This is a genomic window from Pseudarthrobacter sp. NPDC058196 (genome assembly GCF_042882685.1).
Taxonomy (GTDB): domain Bacteria; phylum Actinomycetota; class Actinomycetes; order Actinomycetales; family Micrococcaceae; genus Arthrobacter.
Map to the genome: position 1 here is coordinate 1 of NZ_JBHVVN010000018.1, position 16,524 is coordinate 16,524.

Annotated in this window: 15 protein-coding genes, 1 tRNA gene and 1 riboswitch; of the genes, 9 read left to right on the plus strand and 7 right to left on the minus strand. The window is 65.2% G+C overall.

The features are described 5' to 3' along the window. Positions 1-104: 104 nt before the first annotated feature. The gene (locus ACFVVC_RS20555; RefSeq protein ID WP_387457676.1) at positions 105-1,679 is read left to right on the plus strand and encodes an Abi family protein; all 1,575 of its coding nucleotides are present in this window, start codon (positions 105-107) and stop codon (positions 1,677-1,679) included. Positions 1,680-1,896: 217 nt separating this feature from the next. Continuing rightward, complete coding sequence (locus tag ACFVVC_RS20560) at positions 1,897-2,388, plus strand: hypothetical protein (protein ID WP_387457679.1); 492 nt, start codon at positions 1,897-1,899, stop codon at positions 2,386-2,388. A 492-nt stretch (positions 2,389-2,880) separates the two neighbouring features. Here the strand turns inward: ACFVVC_RS20560 and ACFVVC_RS20565 are convergent, their stop codons facing one another. From ACFVVC_RS20565 to ACFVVC_RS20580, 4 genes are all read right to left on the minus strand, one after another. Then, positions 2,881-3,534 (minus strand): DUF6308 family protein, encoded by a 654-nt coding sequence (locus ACFVVC_RS20565; RefSeq protein ID WP_387457682.1) that lies wholly within the window; start codon positions 3,532-3,534, stop codon positions 2,881-2,883. Between the two features lie 168 nt (positions 3,535-3,702). Then, positions 3,703-4,338 carry a hypothetical protein gene (locus ACFVVC_RS20570; RefSeq protein WP_387457685.1) on the minus strand — a complete coding sequence of 212 codons (636 nt, stop codon included), beginning with the start codon at positions 4,336-4,338 and terminating at the stop codon, positions 3,703-3,705. Between the two features lie 851 nt (positions 4,339-5,189). Then, positions 5,190-6,128, minus strand: coding sequence for a DUF5655 domain-containing protein (locus tag ACFVVC_RS20575; RefSeq protein ID WP_387457688.1), 939 nt, complete (start codon positions 6,126-6,128; stop codon positions 5,190-5,192). A 277-nt stretch (positions 6,129-6,405) separates the two neighbouring features. Further along, a tRNA-Ser gene (locus tag ACFVVC_RS20580) sits at positions 6,406-6,495 on the minus strand. Positions 6,496-6,735: 240 nt separating this feature from the next. On the opposite strand from ACFVVC_RS20580, the gene ACFVVC_RS20585 reads away from it, so the two are divergent. From ACFVVC_RS20585 to ACFVVC_RS20600, 4 genes are all read left to right on the plus strand, one after another. Then, on the plus strand, positions 6,736-8,226 hold the full coding sequence (locus ACFVVC_RS20585) for a DUF222 domain-containing protein (protein WP_387457690.1): 1,491 nt from the start codon (positions 6,736-6,738) through the stop codon (positions 8,224-8,226). A gap of 75 nt (positions 8,227-8,301) precedes the next feature. Then, positions 8,302-9,336, plus strand: a complete 1,035-nt coding sequence (locus ACFVVC_RS20590; protein ID WP_387457692.1) for a zinc-binding alcohol dehydrogenase — start codon at positions 8,302-8,304, stop codon at positions 9,334-9,336. Between the two features lie 8 nt (positions 9,337-9,344). Then, on the plus strand, positions 9,345-9,740 hold the full coding sequence (locus ACFVVC_RS20595; RefSeq protein WP_387457695.1) for a 6-pyruvoyl tetrahydropterin synthase family protein: 396 nt from the start codon (positions 9,345-9,347) through the stop codon (positions 9,738-9,740). A 2-nt stretch (positions 9,741-9,742) separates the two neighbouring features. Beyond that, a complete protein-coding gene (locus tag ACFVVC_RS20600; RefSeq protein ID WP_387457698.1) occupies positions 9,743-10,825 on the plus strand; it encodes a glycosyltransferase family 4 protein in 1,083 nt (360 codons plus the stop codon). A gap of 85 nt (positions 10,826-10,910) precedes the next feature. Here ACFVVC_RS20600 and ACFVVC_RS20605 read toward each other — a convergent pair whose 3' ends face one another. Continuing rightward, complete coding sequence (locus ACFVVC_RS20605; protein WP_285242263.1) at positions 10,911-11,417, minus strand: nucleoside deaminase; 507 nt, start codon at positions 11,415-11,417, stop codon at positions 10,911-10,913. Between the two features lie 55 nt (positions 11,418-11,472). Between ACFVVC_RS20605 and ACFVVC_RS20610 the strand changes: the two genes are divergently transcribed. From ACFVVC_RS20610 to ACFVVC_RS20620, 3 genes are read left to right on the plus strand one after another with little or no spacing between them, the layout of a single operon-like run. Next, complete coding sequence (locus ACFVVC_RS20610) at positions 11,473-12,276, plus strand: phosphatase PAP2 family protein (RefSeq protein WP_387457702.1); 804 nt, start codon at positions 11,473-11,475, stop codon at positions 12,274-12,276. A gap of 12 nt (positions 12,277-12,288) precedes the next feature. Further along, positions 12,289-12,924 (plus strand): uracil phosphoribosyltransferase, encoded by a 636-nt coding sequence (upp, locus tag ACFVVC_RS20615; RefSeq protein ID WP_109044758.1) that lies wholly within the window; start codon positions 12,289-12,291, stop codon positions 12,922-12,924. Positions 12,925-12,969: 45 nt separating this feature from the next. Next, positions 12,970-13,371: a glyoxalase superfamily protein gene (locus tag ACFVVC_RS20620; RefSeq protein ID WP_387457705.1), complete on the plus strand. Its 402-nt coding sequence runs from the start codon at positions 12,970-12,972 to the stop codon at positions 13,369-13,371. A gap of 71 nt (positions 13,372-13,442) precedes the next feature. On the opposite strand, the gene ACFVVC_RS20625 is transcribed toward ACFVVC_RS20620, so the two are convergent. Beyond that, positions 13,443-14,159 (minus strand): hypothetical protein, encoded by a 717-nt coding sequence (locus tag ACFVVC_RS20625; RefSeq protein WP_387457708.1) that lies wholly within the window; start codon positions 14,157-14,159, stop codon positions 13,443-13,445. Between the two features lie 3 nt (positions 14,160-14,162). Next, a riboswitch (cyclic di-AMP (ydaO/yuaA leader) is annotated at positions 14,163-14,325 on the minus strand. 146 nt (positions 14,326-14,471) lie between these two features. Further along, positions 14,472-16,523 (minus strand): glycosyltransferase family 39 protein, encoded by a 2,052-nt coding sequence (locus ACFVVC_RS20630; protein ID WP_387457710.1) that lies wholly within the window; start codon positions 16,521-16,523, stop codon positions 14,472-14,474. Between the last annotated feature and the right edge of the window lies 1 nt (position 16,524).

A 16,524-nucleotide genomic window follows, 5' to 3' on the forward strand; every position in this document is an offset into this window, starting at 1 on the left:
TGGGCAGATCTCATGGCCACCGCTGGGCAGTTCTACTGGCCATCAGTGGGCACTTTCGTGGCCGCCTATGGGCAGTTTTTCATGGCCGCTAACACGATGAGCACGTGACTATTCGGGACAGCACCTATGCCAAACCGTTCCTGACTGTCCCGGAGCAGCTCCACCGGCTGCGCGGACGGGGTATGGACTGCGGCCCCAGCGACGCCTGCGCCTCCGCCGTTCTCGAGCGCCATGGTTACTACCGGCTGTCGGGCTACTGGCACCTCTACCGCGACCGCCCCGCGCCTCCGGAGGCCCAGTTCGACGCCGACGGACGTGAGATCCGCCTGGACTCGTTCGTGCCGGGGACCAGTCTCGTGCACGTGCGTTCCCTGTACGAGTTCGACCACGAGCTCCGCGTGCGTCTGGGAGACGCGTTGAGCACGATCGAGACAGCGCTCCGGTTCCGCATCGGCCACCGGCTCGGCAGGGTGGATGCGTTCGCGCATAGGGACCCAGAAGCATTGGAGGAGATGCGCGAGCTGGAGGCTCCCAGGATCACCCGAGCTTGGAACGCACTCCTTGGGCGAACAGCGCGCGTCCGGAACGTGCCGACATCCGCATATGATGGCTGGCTTGAGGAGTACGACCGGCACGAGAAACGGGCACGAGGCGACTTCGTCGCGCACTTCCGTGAGAAGTATGGTCCGCACCTGCCGATCTGGGTTGCGACGGAGGTCATGTCCTTCGGTGTCTTGAGCAACCTCTACAACCTACTGCGCCAGGCCGACCAGGAGATCCTCGCCGCGCGGTTCCAGGTCAGCACCGCCAACGGCCACGGGGACCGCGGAGCACTAGCCAACTGGCTCAACAGCCTAAGGAACGTGCGGAACATCTGCGCACACTACGGCCGACTGTGGAATCGCACGTTCGACGTGCTCATTCAAGCGCCGGGGCAGGCGCAAAGGGACGCAGACAGTCCTCTGTCCCCGCTCGTCGAAGAGGGGGTCAAGAACAGGCTCTACGGCGTGCTGCTCATAATGCGCCACCTCCTCCTGAGCATCGCGCCGGACCGGGCCGACATGGTCGACCTCGTCGACCTTATTGAGGCTCGGTCTCCGACGATCGGGTTCGACATGAGCCAGCTAGGATTCCCTGACAACTGGAGGACCAGCCCAATTTGGGATCGGAGCTTCTTGCTCGACAGCTCGCCTATGCTGGCCGCGAACCTGCTCGACCGCGCCGACAGTCGCACCGCCGTCGAGACACGCGTTTTGCTGACCGGTGCAGAAGCGGACACGACGGCCCAACTGCAGACGCCGGAGCAGGCGGAGCGGGAGAAGAAGAGGGCCCGCCACAAGCTGCTCAAAGACTATCTCCGCTACCGGGTGGTCATCGAGATCGAGCTCGGCGCGACGAAGCACTATCCTGCCTTCCAGTTCCGCGACGGGAAGGTCATTGACGCCCTCGCGGAGATCAACAGGAAACACACCTTGGCCTGCGGCCAGTCGAATCCTGCACGGATCGCCGCCGCGCTCCTCGACTGGTGGCAGACGCCGCATCCCGGTTTGCCTCAGGCCGAAGACGGCTCCGAGCGATCGCCGCTCGACCTGCTGTGCGTGGTAACCGAGCAAGAGTTCGAAGCGTCAATAGGCGAGGCCGATGCTATGAACAGCTTTGTCGTGCCCGAGCAGCTCTGACTAAGGCCCTCAGGCCGCGCGGACGCCCGACGGAGCCGCCAGGGCGTGGCAGGTCATTGATGTGGCTGGCGAAATAAATCGACAACATAATGACCGTTATGTTGGTCCGACTTGAGTGAGGCTCATCAAGGGGGGTTACAACCGGGCTTGACTTTAGCACTCAGGGGAAGTCATGCTCAGAGTGTCAACCTCAGTTACAAGCTACCTTGGAGTTCAAGTGGTTATTCCCGTCACCGTCCACGTCCCCGATCACCGCGTGGAAGAGTTCTATATCCGCTTTGGAGAGTTCGTGGCCGACGTCCCAAATCCAGATGTGCCCGCCCTGTTGCCGTCCGGGACCGTTCCCTCCTGGGTTGAGACGGATGAAGCCCCTTCCATGGCCGCAGCGCTATGGGACGAGATCTCTTTGCCGGGAAAGGGTATTCTTCGTCACATGATTGAAGCGGCACGTGATGAGACCGCGCACCTCCTTCCAAAAGAACTCGCCGATCTAAGCCAGTATCCGAAAGGCGCTCCGGGGGTAGCCGGTGTTCTCGGTGGCGTCGGTAAGGCAATTCGTCGTGCAGGCCTTCCCGTGTACACCACTCCTAGGGGCACTTCTTGGCACTACGTCTGGGATTGGGACGGAGAGCGCTACTCCATGACGCCCGAGGTCGCTCGTCTCCTGCGTAAGGCCTCGCAACCCGGTGGGCGAACGTCGGAGAAATAGCCTACGTAGAAGTGCTTGGAAGGGCTGCAGCCTCGCTGACGTGGAGCCTTGGCGGTTGCTGCCCTCTCTGCCATCATTGACCCAACGTGCAGAGAGGGGCGCGCCGATGTCTGCTGTGGATGAGGAAGCCCGGGCGTCCAGGGAAGAAACCATCCTGCGTATTCGGAGGGGAATCCGGGCCGCCCAACTTCGTGTCACCTTGGACCAACTACAGGGCCGTCAGACGCCGGAGGCGGTAGTACGCCTGGCACAGCGAACGCCCCCGAAGCTGCCGTCTCCATTCGATACCTTGAGAACGCCGGATGGGAAGCTCCGAAGAGATCCGTCGTCACGGCGTGAGATGGCACTGTATTTGCGCCGTGGCATTCGGGCCGCGCAATTGAGGGTTGCCCTGGACGAACAACGGGGCCGGCCGACTCCCGAGGCCGTAAAGCGACTGGCCCAGAGAGAGCTTCCGGCACTGAAGTAGATCATGTGCCCGAGCTATCTTGGTCAAGCCCGTGAAACGTCCAATTCCTTCTCCCGTTCTGGGGTCCAGATGAGGATGTCAGCCAGGCGCAGCAGCGAGAGCTGTCGCCCGTCCGGAGTGAGCTTGTCCTTTGCGAGATCGGCTAGCCAGCTTTCGTTCGCTTGGAGGTCCTCCCAAAGAGCTGCCCGGACTTCGCTTGGGTACTTTGTGCCGTAAAAGCTGTACACCCGGGAATCGATGAGGGGAACGATGTGCGGGCGGCGACGATGGAGAACTTTGGACACGGTCACTGCAGTCCACCCCTTGACCTCCAAAGCGGCTCTGTTCGCTGCGGCTAAGCTTTCCACCGCCTGCTCGAGTCCGGATAGGTCCTTGTAAGACTCAAAGCTGTCTGTGTCGCGCAGGTCGAGCAGTGCCTGATCTACCGCTTTCCGGACGTGTTGCGCGGGGCCGTCACCATCCGTGAACAGGGGGATTACATCGAGAGCGCTGAGTTTCAGACTCAGAAGGTTCGCCATCAGCACATCTGACGGGGAAAGCGGGGCATCCACAGCACCCTGCTGGTCATAAGTATTGAAGGCATACGCGTGGGTCCGGGAAGTGTAGCGATCGAGTTTTTCCGAAGCTGACCCTTTCAACGAAGCCAAACTTCCCTTCAGCTTCCTTTTCTTCGCCATGTTTTTCCTTTGAGCGCGGTGGGCCACCCTTATGATCGGATGTTGTCAAGGAAACGCTACCTGCGGAGAGCTGTTCTCTTCCGGATGTCGAGCATTCGCTACTCTTGGGTCCTCAGGAAAGAGATCGTCGGCAGATTTCGGAATTACTGAACCCGTCGATAGCTCACGTCAGTTCCTCCCCGTAGGCTGCAGCTGGGCCCACCATAGGAACTCGCCCGCGTGCGGGCAGTGAACGAAGCCGTCGCCGGCGAGCCCTGCGAGCAAGTCATTGCTCTGCACTATCTGGTGGCCGATCCTAGCGCGATCGTAGGGCGGCAGGTCGAGGCCGTAGACATCCCTGGCCGCGATCAATTTCTGCTCGTAGGTCAGGAGGGTCAGGAACCGCTCGGGGTACATGACCGAGAGCACCCTCGAAAGCAGCAGTTCCTTGAAGCCCGGGAACGAGAAGCTGAGCGTCCCGTTGACCAAGTCTGTGAGTCGGTCCTCCAGAGGCTTGCCGGTACCCCGCAGCAGGTAGTCAACCACTTTCCGGACCTGAGCTGCGCCATACTCGGGATTCTTGTCGAAAGCTGTGAGGAAGGTGGACTGGATGCCGAGGTTGGACCCGCTCGTGTCCGTCCCGAATGCACGCAGGTCAGCGGGGCCAGCGGCGGAAGGGCCCTCTTCACTGAAGATGCGCCGGTACTTCGCCCAAAAGGACGGCACGCGAGGATCGAGCCCGGCGTGCACCTGGCTCAGGAATGCCGGCTTGAGGAGCTGGGCGCGAGCCATCAACTCAGGGGAGGCCTGGTCCGCGGTAGGCATGGGACGAGGGGTCGGCTGTGCGGTCACAGGCGCAAAGTGCAGCCGGGCCGCCCCGTGCACCCAGGTGTAGTCGCAGTTTGGGCACCAGGCTTTGTTGCGACCGTCCGGGAGCGCTTCGAGTACCTCGACTCCTTCGTGATCGACATTTAGTGGGCACATCAGCGGCGCCATGGAAACCCCACTTTGCGATACTCGCGCCCGACTCTCGGGCTGGAGCTAGTCTAGGGCCCGGCCGGTGCACCAGATGATTGCCGTGCCGCAGATCACCAGCTGGCACGTGACACCCGTCCGAGTTGCCGCGCACGTGGTAGGTCAAAGGGAGGGTTCCAGAGAGACAAATTTCGGAGGGCGGGATTAATGTGGTGACGTGAACGAAATCGTTGCGTATCCGGGTCTCATCTGGGTCAAAGATCCGATTAGCCTTAATGGCCAGCCGACCGGAGCCGTTCCTCGACGAAGACATCATGAGGACTGCTCGCACTTCTATCGTGCCAGCGACGGTTCGATGCTCGGCCCGGCACCGTACCGTGCCTCGGAGGAGCAGATGCGAGCTCTGCCCCCTTGCCAGACCTGCGCCGAAATGTCGTCCGGCACCGGCGCTGCCGAACGTGATTCAGCAGGCCGACGAGGCGATGTCTGTAAATCGTGCTTTATGGAACGCCCCCTGATCGGGGCATGCCCCAACTGTGGAGAGAAGTGACGAGTCAACGAAGCTGGTAATGGCATGGCGCGAATTTGGGTCGCTTCGCGAAGTGACGACTGCACCACTCAGGCGCCCGAGTTGTCCGGGAACGTCAACGTGATTTGAGAGCGGTACGCGCTGCACACCGAGTGCGGTCGCCGGCAGCCGCTCAGTTGGCAGCGTAGGCCCGGCGGGTCAGTTCCTCAATCAGTGGCCAGTTGGCGGTTGAACTTATCCTCAGTTCAAGATCGCCCGTCCCGAAGTGTCCGATCTTGCTAACGTCCCGGCTGAAACCCTCCACCAGCTCCACTGACGCCGGGGGGAGCTTCAGGTACACCAGCAAGTTCTTTGATGTCGGGTGGACTTCCACGCAGGCGAAATTCTTCAGCCGGCGGAAGGCGAAGTAGAGAGAGCGTTCGTTCTTCACGACGTCATCACCCAGCGACAACGCAAACGTCTCGAACTTCTCGTAGAGGGACGCCAACTCAAGATCTGCCAACGCGAGCAGCTCGGTAACCGTTTTGGTCCGTGACGATTTCTTCCCTGGTGCCGCCTCGGCCGCTGAGATGGAGGATGCTTTTCGCGTGGTAGCCGTTGTCTCTGTCGAAACTGACGTGACCAGTTCAATGGCCAGAAGGTCGGAACCGAAGTCCCGGTATCGGACAAGTTCAACATTCCGATCGATCTGCCGGACTGCATATTCGTCGTAACGCGTGAAGTCGTTCGCGACGCAGATCAGCCGTGGTGCAGACCAGTCGATGTTCTCCGCTGTCGCGGCACCCAGGCGGGAGGCGACCAGGATCTGAAATTCTGCCTTGTGGTCCATGAGCCAGTCCAGATAAAAGAGCCCCTGATTTATGACGTTCTCATTGGACGTCCGCTTGTACTCGAAGATCACGGGCGAGCCGTTCTCGTCCAGGCCCAGCGAGTCAATGCGGCCGCGGTGGACCTTGCCTGTCGTGTACTCGCTGGCGAGATACCTGACCCCGAAGGTGACCTCCATGTTCTCCTCAATGAGGGTCTGGAGATTTCTTTCAAGGGCGAAGCTGCGGGATGTGAGTTCTGAGGCTCGGCCGCCATCTATGCGGAACAGTTTGAGATCGGTCACGACCCAACTCTTCCACTCCTTCGGCCTGGTCTTGTACTCGCCACGTCGGGGAGAAAAACTAGTCCCTGGCTGTCCCAGCGAGTGGTGAACGCGCCGGCAGTCTACGAACTTTGAGCATGTTCCGCTTAATTCGCGTTTCTGATCAGGGCGTTCAGATCCGAATGTCTACCACGCGGAGGATGCACGATGCGGCCGTGATACTTCGAAATATGCACCAAAAATGCACCACGACAGCCCTAGAAATACAGAAAACCCCCGGTTTCCCGGGGGTTTTCTTTGGCGGTGACGGTGGGATTTGAACCCACGTTGGCTTTTACACCAAACAACATTTCGAGTGTTGCACCTTCGGCCGCTCGGACACGTCACCAACCTCAATAGGGTACCGGAGCGAAGCCGTCATCCCCAAAACGGGACCTGATCCAAGCTGTTTGCGTAAGAGCAGGGCGCCGGCGGTGCTCTGCTTGGGGCCCGGTGGTTGAGCCTGTCGAAACCTGGAACCCGGTGGTTGGGCTTGTCGGTGGTTGGGCTTGTCGAAACCCGTGCGGTCTTCTTGGGCCCGGTTGTGCTGCTTGCCTTAAATGTCGTACCCCGTTGTGATGATGGGTTTATGGGGAAAGCGGCGGTGGTGGGGGCGTTCGAGGATATCCGCGCTGCCCTTGCCGTGTTGGTTGCGGAGGTGGACGGGTGTGGTGCGGAGCTGTTCTGTGCTGCTGATCCGTTGGCCGGGTTGGCGGATGGCTGCCTGGATGTCCTGGCCGGTGCGCGTGAGGTGGAGGCCAGGGTCGCCGGTCTGAAGGCCCGGGCTGCGGTGGCGTATGCGGAGGCGGCCGGTGCTGTGGCGGGGCCGGTGCTGCCGGTGGTGGCGCAGGAGATGGCGGTCGCGGCCGAGATCGGCTGTGTGCTGGCGCTGGGTCCGCGGGCGGCGTCTTCGTTCCTGGCCACCTCGCACGCGCTGAGCGCCTCGTTGCCGCGGACCGCGGCAGCTTTGAACAACGGGACCCTGTCATGGCAGCACGCCACGGTGATGGCTGATGAAACGGCGGGTCTGGATGCTGCCGGGGCGGCGGGGTTGGAGGCACATTTCCTGGACCCGGACGCACCCGATGCGGCCCGGGGGTGCCCGGTGGGGGAGTTGCCGGCGCACCGGTTCCGGGCCAAAGCCAGGGTTTGGCGGGAACGCCACCATGCCGAGAGCATCGAGAAACGCCACGCCAAGGGAATCATGGACCGACGGGTGGAGTACCGGCCGGACCAGGACGGGATGGCCTGGCTCGCCGCTTACCTGCCCGCGGACCAGGGGGCAGCGGCCTGGAACCGGCTCACCGCCCTCGCCCGTGGGCTCCAGGGCCCGGGCGAGGACAGGACTTTGACTCAACTGCGGGCTGATACTTTCGCCGATGCGATCCTCACTAACGGACTCGCCAACGGACCCGCCAACGGACTCGTCCCTGGCGCTGGCTTGTCTTCCTCGGTCCGGGCGCAGGTGTTGGTGACGGTGCCGGTGTTCTCGCTGCTGGGGTTGACGGATGAGGCGGCGGTGTTGGATGGTCATGGGCCGATCCCGGCCTCGATGGCCCGGCGGCTGGTCGCGGAGGGGGCGGGCTCGTTCTACCGGGTGCTTGTGGACCCGCGGGACGGGGCACCGTTGGAGATCGGCAGGAAAAGCTACCGGGTAGGCAAAGCGATGCGGAACTGGCTCCGGCTGCGGGACGGTAAATGCCCGTTCCCCGGGTGCAGCAGCCCCTCCCTGGACACCGAGGCCGACCACATCCTCGCCTGGGCCAATGGTGGCACCACCGGGATCAGCAACCTCGGACAGCCGTGCCCCAAACATCATCGACTCCGGCACACCACCGGCTGGAAACCCACCCCAGCCACCAAAACCGACCCACCCGGCTGGACCTCACCCACCGGGCGCCACTACCAAAGCGAACACCAAGACTGGGAACCCACAAAGTGGCCATCACCACCGGGCCAACGCCTGAAAGAGTGGCGGAGCCAAGCGGGCGAACCGCCGGGCAGCCACCCCGACTTCGCCTACTTAGGGCTGTCGCCAGGAGAGGAAAGCCTGGCACGGATCCTTCACGCTCCCGCCTGACAATGCCCGCCTGTCACCGCCGACCGCCGTCGGACTTTCCCGGCGCGTGCACGTCGGACTAGATTCATCAGCAAGATGATGAATCCACAGCCTCCGATCCATGCAACCGCATACTGGACCACCGCAAAGCAGCACGGCGAACTCAGACCCGAAGAAATGCCCGCACCCGGTCCCGGCGAGGTGTTGGTCCGTGCCCTGTACTCCGGCATCAGCAGGGGCACCGAAATGGTGGTCCACGCCGGGGCTGTTCCGCCCCGGGTCGCGGAGCAGATGCGCGCCCCGCACCAGGAAGGGGAGTTCCCCGGGCCCGTAAAGTTCGGCTACCTCTCCGTTGGGGTCGTGGAGGAGGGGCCCGAGGACTGGAAAGGCGCGCGCGTATTCTGCCTGAGCCCGCACCAGGACCGTTATGTGGTGCCGGTGGAGTCCCTGACGCGGATCCCGGATGACGTCCCGTCCCGGCGCGCGGTGTTGACCGGAACGGTCGAAACCGCAGTCAACGCGCTGTGGGAGGCCGGTCCGCGCCTGGGAGACCGGGTTGCGGTCGTCGGCGCCGGTCTGGTGGGCGGAATGGTCGCCACCCTGCTGCGCACGTTCCCGCTTCATCGCCTGCAACTGGTGGACCTGGACCCGGCCAGGAAGCAGCTGGCGGAGGCTCTGGGCGTCGACTTCGCCCACCCGGATGAAGCCCTGGCCGACTGCGATATTGTCATTCATTGCTCGGCCTCCCAGGAAGGGCTGGAACGCAGCCTCCAGCTCGTCGGGGACGACGGTGATGTCATCGAAATGTCCTGGTACGCCAACCGGACGGTAACCATACCGTTGGGTGAGGATTTCCATGCACGCAGGCTGTCCATCAGGGCAAGCCAGGTAGGCATGGTGGCCCGGCCCCGGCGCCATCGCCGGACCAACGCGGACCGCCTCAACCTTGCCGTATCGCTGCTCAAGGACCCTGTTTTCGATGCCTTCCTGACCGGTTCGTCCCGGTTCGAGGACCTTCCCGAGGTGGTCCAGAGCCTGGCCGACGGCACGCTGGAAGCCCTGTGCCACGTCGTCGAGTATCCTTCGGGCAACCCGGCCCCCAGCCAAACTACCCACAATTCCGAAGCGTAAGGTAACCCATGTTCAGCCTGACCGTCCGCCGCCACTTCATGATCGCCCACAGCCTTCCCCGCGAAGCGTTCGGGCCTGCACAAGCACTGCACGGCGCCACATTCGTCGCTGAGGTGAGCTTCCGGCGTCGTGCCCTGAACACGGACGCGATCGTCCTGGACATTGGAGCCGCCGGGACCATCATCGAGGAAGTGCTGGGCGACCTGAACTACCGAAACCTGGACGAGCACCCGGATTTCGAGGGCAAGCTCACCACCACGGAGGCACTCGCCGAGTACATCGCGCAGACGGTGGCCGCCAGGATCAAGGACACGGCAGACGGCCCCGGACTTGCCGGAATTGACGTCACCCTCCGGGAAAATCCGGACGCCTGGGCCACCTACGCCCTGGACCTGTCCGACTGACTATGCGCCCCCTCCGGCTGCTCGTCCCGGGCAATATCCGCCACAGCTCGGGCGGCAACGTCTACAACGCGCGCCTGGTCGCCGGCCTCAAAGCGTTGGGAGCAGTGGTGGAGGTTATTGACGTGGAGGGCAGCTGGCCGGATGCCGGGGCACACGAACGACGCCGGCTGGGCGCCCTCCTCGGGGCGTGGGACCCGGAGACACTTCCCGGGCAACCTTTGGCGGTCGTGGATGGGCTGGTGGCCGTGGGCGCTCCGGACGAACTGGAATTCGCTGCGAAGGCCGGCCGCCAAACATGGGTCCTGGTGCATATGCCCGTGCCGGAAGATGCCGGCAGCCGGGCCCTTGAGCGCGAAGCCAGGGCCCTGCGTGCCGCAACGGGGGTCATATGCACCAGCACGTCGGCAGCAAACGAGGTCCGCAAACGGGGGCTCCCGCAAGCACGGGTTGTCCTCCCCGGCGTGGAGCCGGCACCCTTGGCGTCCGGTTCCACGCCGCCGCACCTGGCCGTCGTCGCGGCGCTCTTGCCCAACAAGGACCAGTTGCTCACGGTCGAGGCCCTGGGCCGGATCCGGGATCTTGACTGGACTGCGTCGTTCGTGGGGTCGGACCAGGCGGACCCGGTGTACGCGCGGGAAGTCCAGGCTGCGGTCACCAAGAGCGGTCTGCGGGAGCGGGTGCGGCTGACCGGCGAGCTCACCGGCGACCCGTTGGAAGCGCAGTGGGCCCGGACGGACCTGACGTTGCTGGTGTCACGGTCGGAAGCGTTCGGGATGGCCGTCACCGAGAGCCTGGCCCACGGCATCCCCGCGCTGGTCAGGGCAGGCACGGGCGCGGTGGAGGCGCTCACCCTCGCCGGACTGGAAACGTCCGACGGCGGACCAAGACTTCCAGGGGCAGCGGTTCCCCTGCCCGTCGGGGGACAGGAGGGTCCCGGCCGGCTGGCCGCGGTCCTGCGGCGGTGGCTCGAGGACGCCCGGGTCCGCGAAGGCTGGCGCGCGGCCGCAACGGAGGCCAGGCAGGATCTTCCCGGCTGGAGCAGCACCGCCCAGGGCCTGCTGGCCGTGCTGGCAGCGGTGGACTGACGGAACGGGCAGCCGCGGACTGACTGAACCCGCCGCGGCACAGGTGCCCTCCGCGGCTTCCCAGCCTTTAGCACGCCGGGACGCGCTAAAGGCTGCTGCGGTGCGCCGCGAAGAACTCGCGCAGCAACCTGGCGCACTCTTCCTCGCGGACGCCCGGGTACACCTCAACCCAATGATTGAGGCGCCGTTCGCGCAGGATGTCGAACACGGATCCTGCGGCACCTGCTTTCTCGTCCCACGCACCGAACACCACCCGTGGGATCCTGGCCAGGACGATCGCGCCCGCGCACATGGCGCAGGGTTCCAGGGTGACCACCAACGTGCAGTCGGAGAGACGCCAGCCGTCGCCGCGGCCGCCGTCGAGCCTTGCCCGTTCCTGCAACCGTGCGGCAGCTTCCCTGATGGCCACCACCTCGGCGTGGGCTGTGGGGTCACCCAGCTCCTCCCGCTGGTTCCGGCCGGAACCCAGCACCCCGCCGTCGGGCCCGATGACCACGGCGCCGATGGGCACGTCCTCTGTGGCGAGGGCTCTGTGGGCTTCCGCCAGGGCGAGGCCCATCCACGCGTCGTGTTTCTTTTCGGGCAACGGCATGGCTCAATGATAGTTTCGGGGATACTCAGGTTACTGACCGATGCCGGGAGGCACCATGGATACGCTTCGGGACCGCTTGGGGACCTGGTTCAAACCCTACGCGGCGCTGGTCCTCACCATCCTCGTGGGCGGTGTGGTCATCGTCTCCCTCGCCCTGCTTGGCGCCGAGGTGTACGACAATGTGGTGGACTCCGCTGGGCTGGCGAACCTTGACAAGCCCGCACTGGCCCTGTCCGAGAGCCTGCGCAGCCCCGGGCTCGACGCGTTCGTCACCGGCTTCACCAACATCGGCGGGGGCATCGGAATGCCCATCCTGGCCAGCATCCTCACCGCATGGCTGACTTTCCTCAGCCGCAACTGGCGTCCGCTGGTCCTGGTCGGCGGTGCCGCAGCCGTGTCCATCACCGCCACCACGCTCGGCAAGAAGCTGGTGGGCCGCACGCGCCCGGACCACGCAGACGCCGTTCCGCCGTACGAGGATTCCCCGTCGTTCCCCAGCGGGCACACCCTGAACACCACTGTGGTGATCAGCCTGGTGGTCTACCTGATCTGCCTCCAGTTCAACGCCATGCGCGTCAGGGTCATGGCCATCACGGCGGGTGCGGTGTTCATCATCGCCATGGGTTTGAGCCGGGTCTTCCTTGGCCACCACTGGCTCACGGATGTGATGGCCGGCTGGTTGCTGGGGCTCACCTGGGTGGGTGTGGTGATTTTGGCCCACCGGCTGTTCCACATCGTCCGCAGGCGGGAACACGTGGGTGCCGCGCCGTCGTTCGACCGCCCCATTGTGCGCGACGTCGTGGCGGAAGAACTGCACGACGGCGGTCCCTCCGGACCCGGCAAAGGCAGCGCCGGATGATAGTTTTAGGGGATGCGCACTCTCGTTGTTGACCACCCCTTGGTCGCCCATAAGCTCACCGTCCTGCGGGACAAAAACACGCCGTCGCCGGTCTTCCGCCAGCTGACGGAGGAGCTGGTGACCCTCCTGGCCTATGAGGCCACGCGGGAGGTCCGCACCGAGCCCGTGACCATCCAGACGCCCGTCAGCACCACGGTCGGCACCGCGTTCACCAAACCCACCCCGCTGGTCGTTCCCATCCTGCGCGCCGGCCTGGGCATGCTGGAGGGCATGACCAAGCTGGTTCCCACCGCTGAGGTGGGCTTCCTGGGCATGGCCCGGGACGAGGAAACCCTGGACATCATCACGTATGCCGAGCGCCTTCCCGAGGACCTCACCGGCCGCCAGGTCTTCGTCCTGGACCCGATGCTGGCCACCGGCGGGACCCTGCGTGAGGCCATCAAGTTCCTCTTCAAGCGCGGCGCCTCGGACGTCACCTGCATCTGCCTGCTGGCAGCCCCGGAGGGCCTGGCCAAGCTGGAGGAGGAACTGGGCGACGCAAACGTGCACATTGTCCTGGCCTCCATCGACGAGAAGCTCAACGAGAAGTCCTACATTGTTCCCGGCCTCGGCGACGCCGGCGACCGCCTCTACGGAATTGCCGGGTAGCGCCCCACCCTTTTCCGAGCCGGTTCCCGCCGCTAGCCTGTGCGGATGGACTGGAAACTCGAACTTGTCTTTGTCCCGGTATCCGATGTGGACCGTGCTAAGGATTTCTATGTCAACAAGGTTGGCTTCAACGCCGATTACGACGAACGCCCGTCGGAGTCGATCCGGTTCGTGCAGTTGACGCCGCCCGGCTCCGCCTGCTCCATCTGCATCGGCGAAGGGCTCACCGATGCTCCGCCCGGCACCGGATCCAACCTGCAGCTGGTGGTCACCGACATCGAGGCTGCCCACCGCCAGCTCAAGGGTAACGGCGTGGAGGTCAGCGACGTGGACGTGCAGCAGTGGGGCCACTTCCTGTACTTCGCTGATCCGGACGGCAACAAGTGGGCCGTCCAGTACATCCCCTGGCGGAACTCCGGGCAGGGCGAGGTGCGGGACGCCGGTTAACGCGAAACCGCGGGCCGCATCATCATGATGCGGCCCGCGGTGTGCGTTGGGGCAGTGGTGCCCGGTGCTGCCTAGTACCAGTTGTGTGCCAGGTGGAAGTTCAACGCACCGCAGGGCGAGGCGTAGCTCTTCTTGATGTAGTCCAGGCCCCAGTTGATCTGGGTGCGGTAGTTGGTCAGGTAGTCGGCGCCTGCGCTGGCCATCTTCTCCGCCGGCAGCGACTGGACGATGCCGTACGCGCCGCTGCTGGCGTTGGTGGCCGTGGTGGTCCAATCGGATTCCTTGGTCCACAGCGTCTGGAGGCACTGCATCTGGTCCGGTCCCCAGCCAAAGGAGGACAGCTGGCTGGCGGCATAGGCTTGGGCGCCCGCAGGATCGTTAACCGCGACGGCGGGAGCAGGCGCAGGTGCGGGGGCCGGCGCCGGGGCGGGTGCTTCAGCGGCGGGGGCGGCGGGGGCGGCGGGTGCGGGTGCCGGGGCCGGCTCCGCTGCCTGCGGTGCCACGCTGATGGCGGAAGGAGCGGGGTTCGCGGCCGGGTTTGAGCGGATTTCGCTCTTCTCGATGCTCATTTGGGCATCAGCAGCGGAGCTGGAAGGGCTTGATCCGGTGGACGACGCCTGGGTCATGCTGGTGGTCGCCTGGCCTGCCGCGCCAACGCCAACCAGCACCGCGCACGATGCCGCAAGGATCGCAGCACGGCGGCCCACGGTGGTCTTTTTGGCGGGCTGGGGTTTGGCCCGGTGTTTTGCCTTGTCTTGCAGGCATGGTTTTGCCATGGATTTAGACATGATTGATCGCCTCTCACACCTGCGGAGTTAGCTGTCGGGTTCGGATGAGGGCATCCGGCCGCACGGAAAAAACACGTGCTGGCTTAACCCCAAGGGCAATCATTGCCCGGGACGGTGGGTCCCCCGCCTCTGCCGTTGCTCAAGCGGAATCCGGGAAGCGGCAGAGCTTGGCGTCAACCCGGGATATGCGGCCCGAACGGGGACCGCACCCAATCGACGGTACAGGAAGATCGCGCATTAGTCACATTTAGGTAACGGAAGTCACGACTCCTGGCGCGTCGATTTGCCGCAAGGCCGGCCCCCAGGGGTCGATCATCCCGCGAGGACGTAGACCGTGGTCCCGCCAATGTTTTCCGACTGGAAGGTAGACGCCACCCATTGCGCAATCCGGGTGGAGGCGTCCGAACCGCTGCCGGACATCATGGTCCCGCCGGCAATGAAGTAGTGGATCTTGCCTTGGGCTACCAGCGCCTGGAACTGTTCCAGCGTGGGAGAGGGGTCGGTGCCGTTGAAGCCGCCCACGGCCATCACCGGCAATTCCGTGGCCAGTTGGTAGCCTGCGGCGTTGTTCGAACCGACCACCGCCGCGGCCCACGTGTAGTTTGAGGCGCCGTCCTTGAGCGCGGCCACGAGCCCGGCCGACGGCGTGGGCGCACCCAGGAGGCCGCCCATCCCGCCGCCACGGCCACCGCCGGCACCGGGGCCGCCCTGCCTTGCGCCGGCTTGGCCGGCACCCTGCCCTGCGCCGGTTTGGCCTTGTCCGGCCTGGCCGCTGAACTGCCGGGCATTGCCGCCCGCGCCGAGCCCGCCGGTCCGGTTTCCGCCGAACCCGCCCGGGCCGCCGAATGACGTCGCCGGCCCGGCGCTGACAATGGCCCCGCTGTGCGCCGTCGCCGCCGTCGAGAGGGAGAAGGCCATCGGTCCGGCGAGCGATGCCGCGATGGCGAGCGCCGTCGTCGTCCGTTGGACGGAGCGCAGGCGGACGAACCTGTTCACCGCCATTCCTGCCGCGGCCGCCAGGCCTGCCGCCAGCACCACCCAGCGCAGCCACGGGCCGTAGGCGGACGTGGTTCCCAGTAAGGTCCAGGCCATCAGGGCTGCCGCGGCCACTGCTGCGGCCAAGAAGACCGCCGCGGCGGCCTGCCGCCGGTGCTGCCAGAGGAGGACCGGGCCCAGGCCGGCCAGGGCTGCGATCCCCGGCGCCAATGCCACTGCGTAGTAGGGGTGGATGATGCCGGCCATGAAACTGAAGACCAGGCCGGTCACCAGGACCCAGGAACCCCAGATGAGCACCGAAGCGCGGACTGCGTCAGTCCGCGGCGCCCGGCGTCCGACCCACAGCAGGCCGGCGGCAAGGATCAGGGCGGAGGGCAGCAGCCAGGCGATCTGGCCGCCGAATTCGCTGTTGAACATCCGCAGCAGGCCGGGAACGCCCCAACCGTTGCCGCCGCCCACGCTCCCTGTCTCGTCGCCTGTCAACCGGCCCAGGCCGTTGTAGCCGAGGGTCAGTTCCAGGATGGAGTTGTCCTGCGAACCGCCAATGAACGGACGGTCCGCGGCCGGGGTGAGCTCGACGACGGCCAGCCACCAGCCGGCCGCGGCAAGCATCGCGGCACCGGTGGCGAGCAGGTGCAGCACCCGCCTGCCCAGCTTGGCCGGGGCCGCAACCAGGTAGGCGAGCGCAAACCCGGGAACCACCAGCAGGACCTGCAGCTGCTTGGCAAGGAACCCGAAGCCCAGGAATACCCCTGCCAGCAGGAGCCAGCGCAGCCGGTCGTCCTGGACGGAGCGGAGCACCGCGTAGCCGGCGGCGGTCATGAGCAGCACCAGCAGGGCATCCGGGTTGTTGAACCGGAACATCAGGGTGGCCACCGGCGTCAGGGCAAGCACCACGGCGGCGAGCAGGCCTGCCCGGTGGGCGAGCCGCGGGTCACCGGTGGCCGGTGCCGCCGCCCGCCGGACGGCCAGGTACAGCAGCCAGGCGGTGCCGACGCCCATCAGGGCCTCAGGAACCAGGATGCTCCAGGAGCTCAGGCCGAAAATCCGGACCGAGAGCCCCATGATCCACAGGGACGCCGGCGGCTTGTCCACCGTGATGGAGTTGGCGGCGTCCGAGGAGCCGAAGAACCATGCCGCCCAGTCCTGCGATCCGGCCTGGGCGGCGGCGGAGTAGAAAGCGTTGGCCCAGCCGGATGCCCCGAGGTTCCACAGGTACAGCGCGGCGGTGGCTGCCAGCACGGCTGCCAGTTCCAGCCGGTGCCGGAGGGCCAGGGGATCCCGCCACACGCGCGCCGCGGCAGCAGCAGGGCCGGGGGCAGCGGGAGCGGGGGGAGCCTGCACCGGGGCTGGGTAATAGCTGGTCACG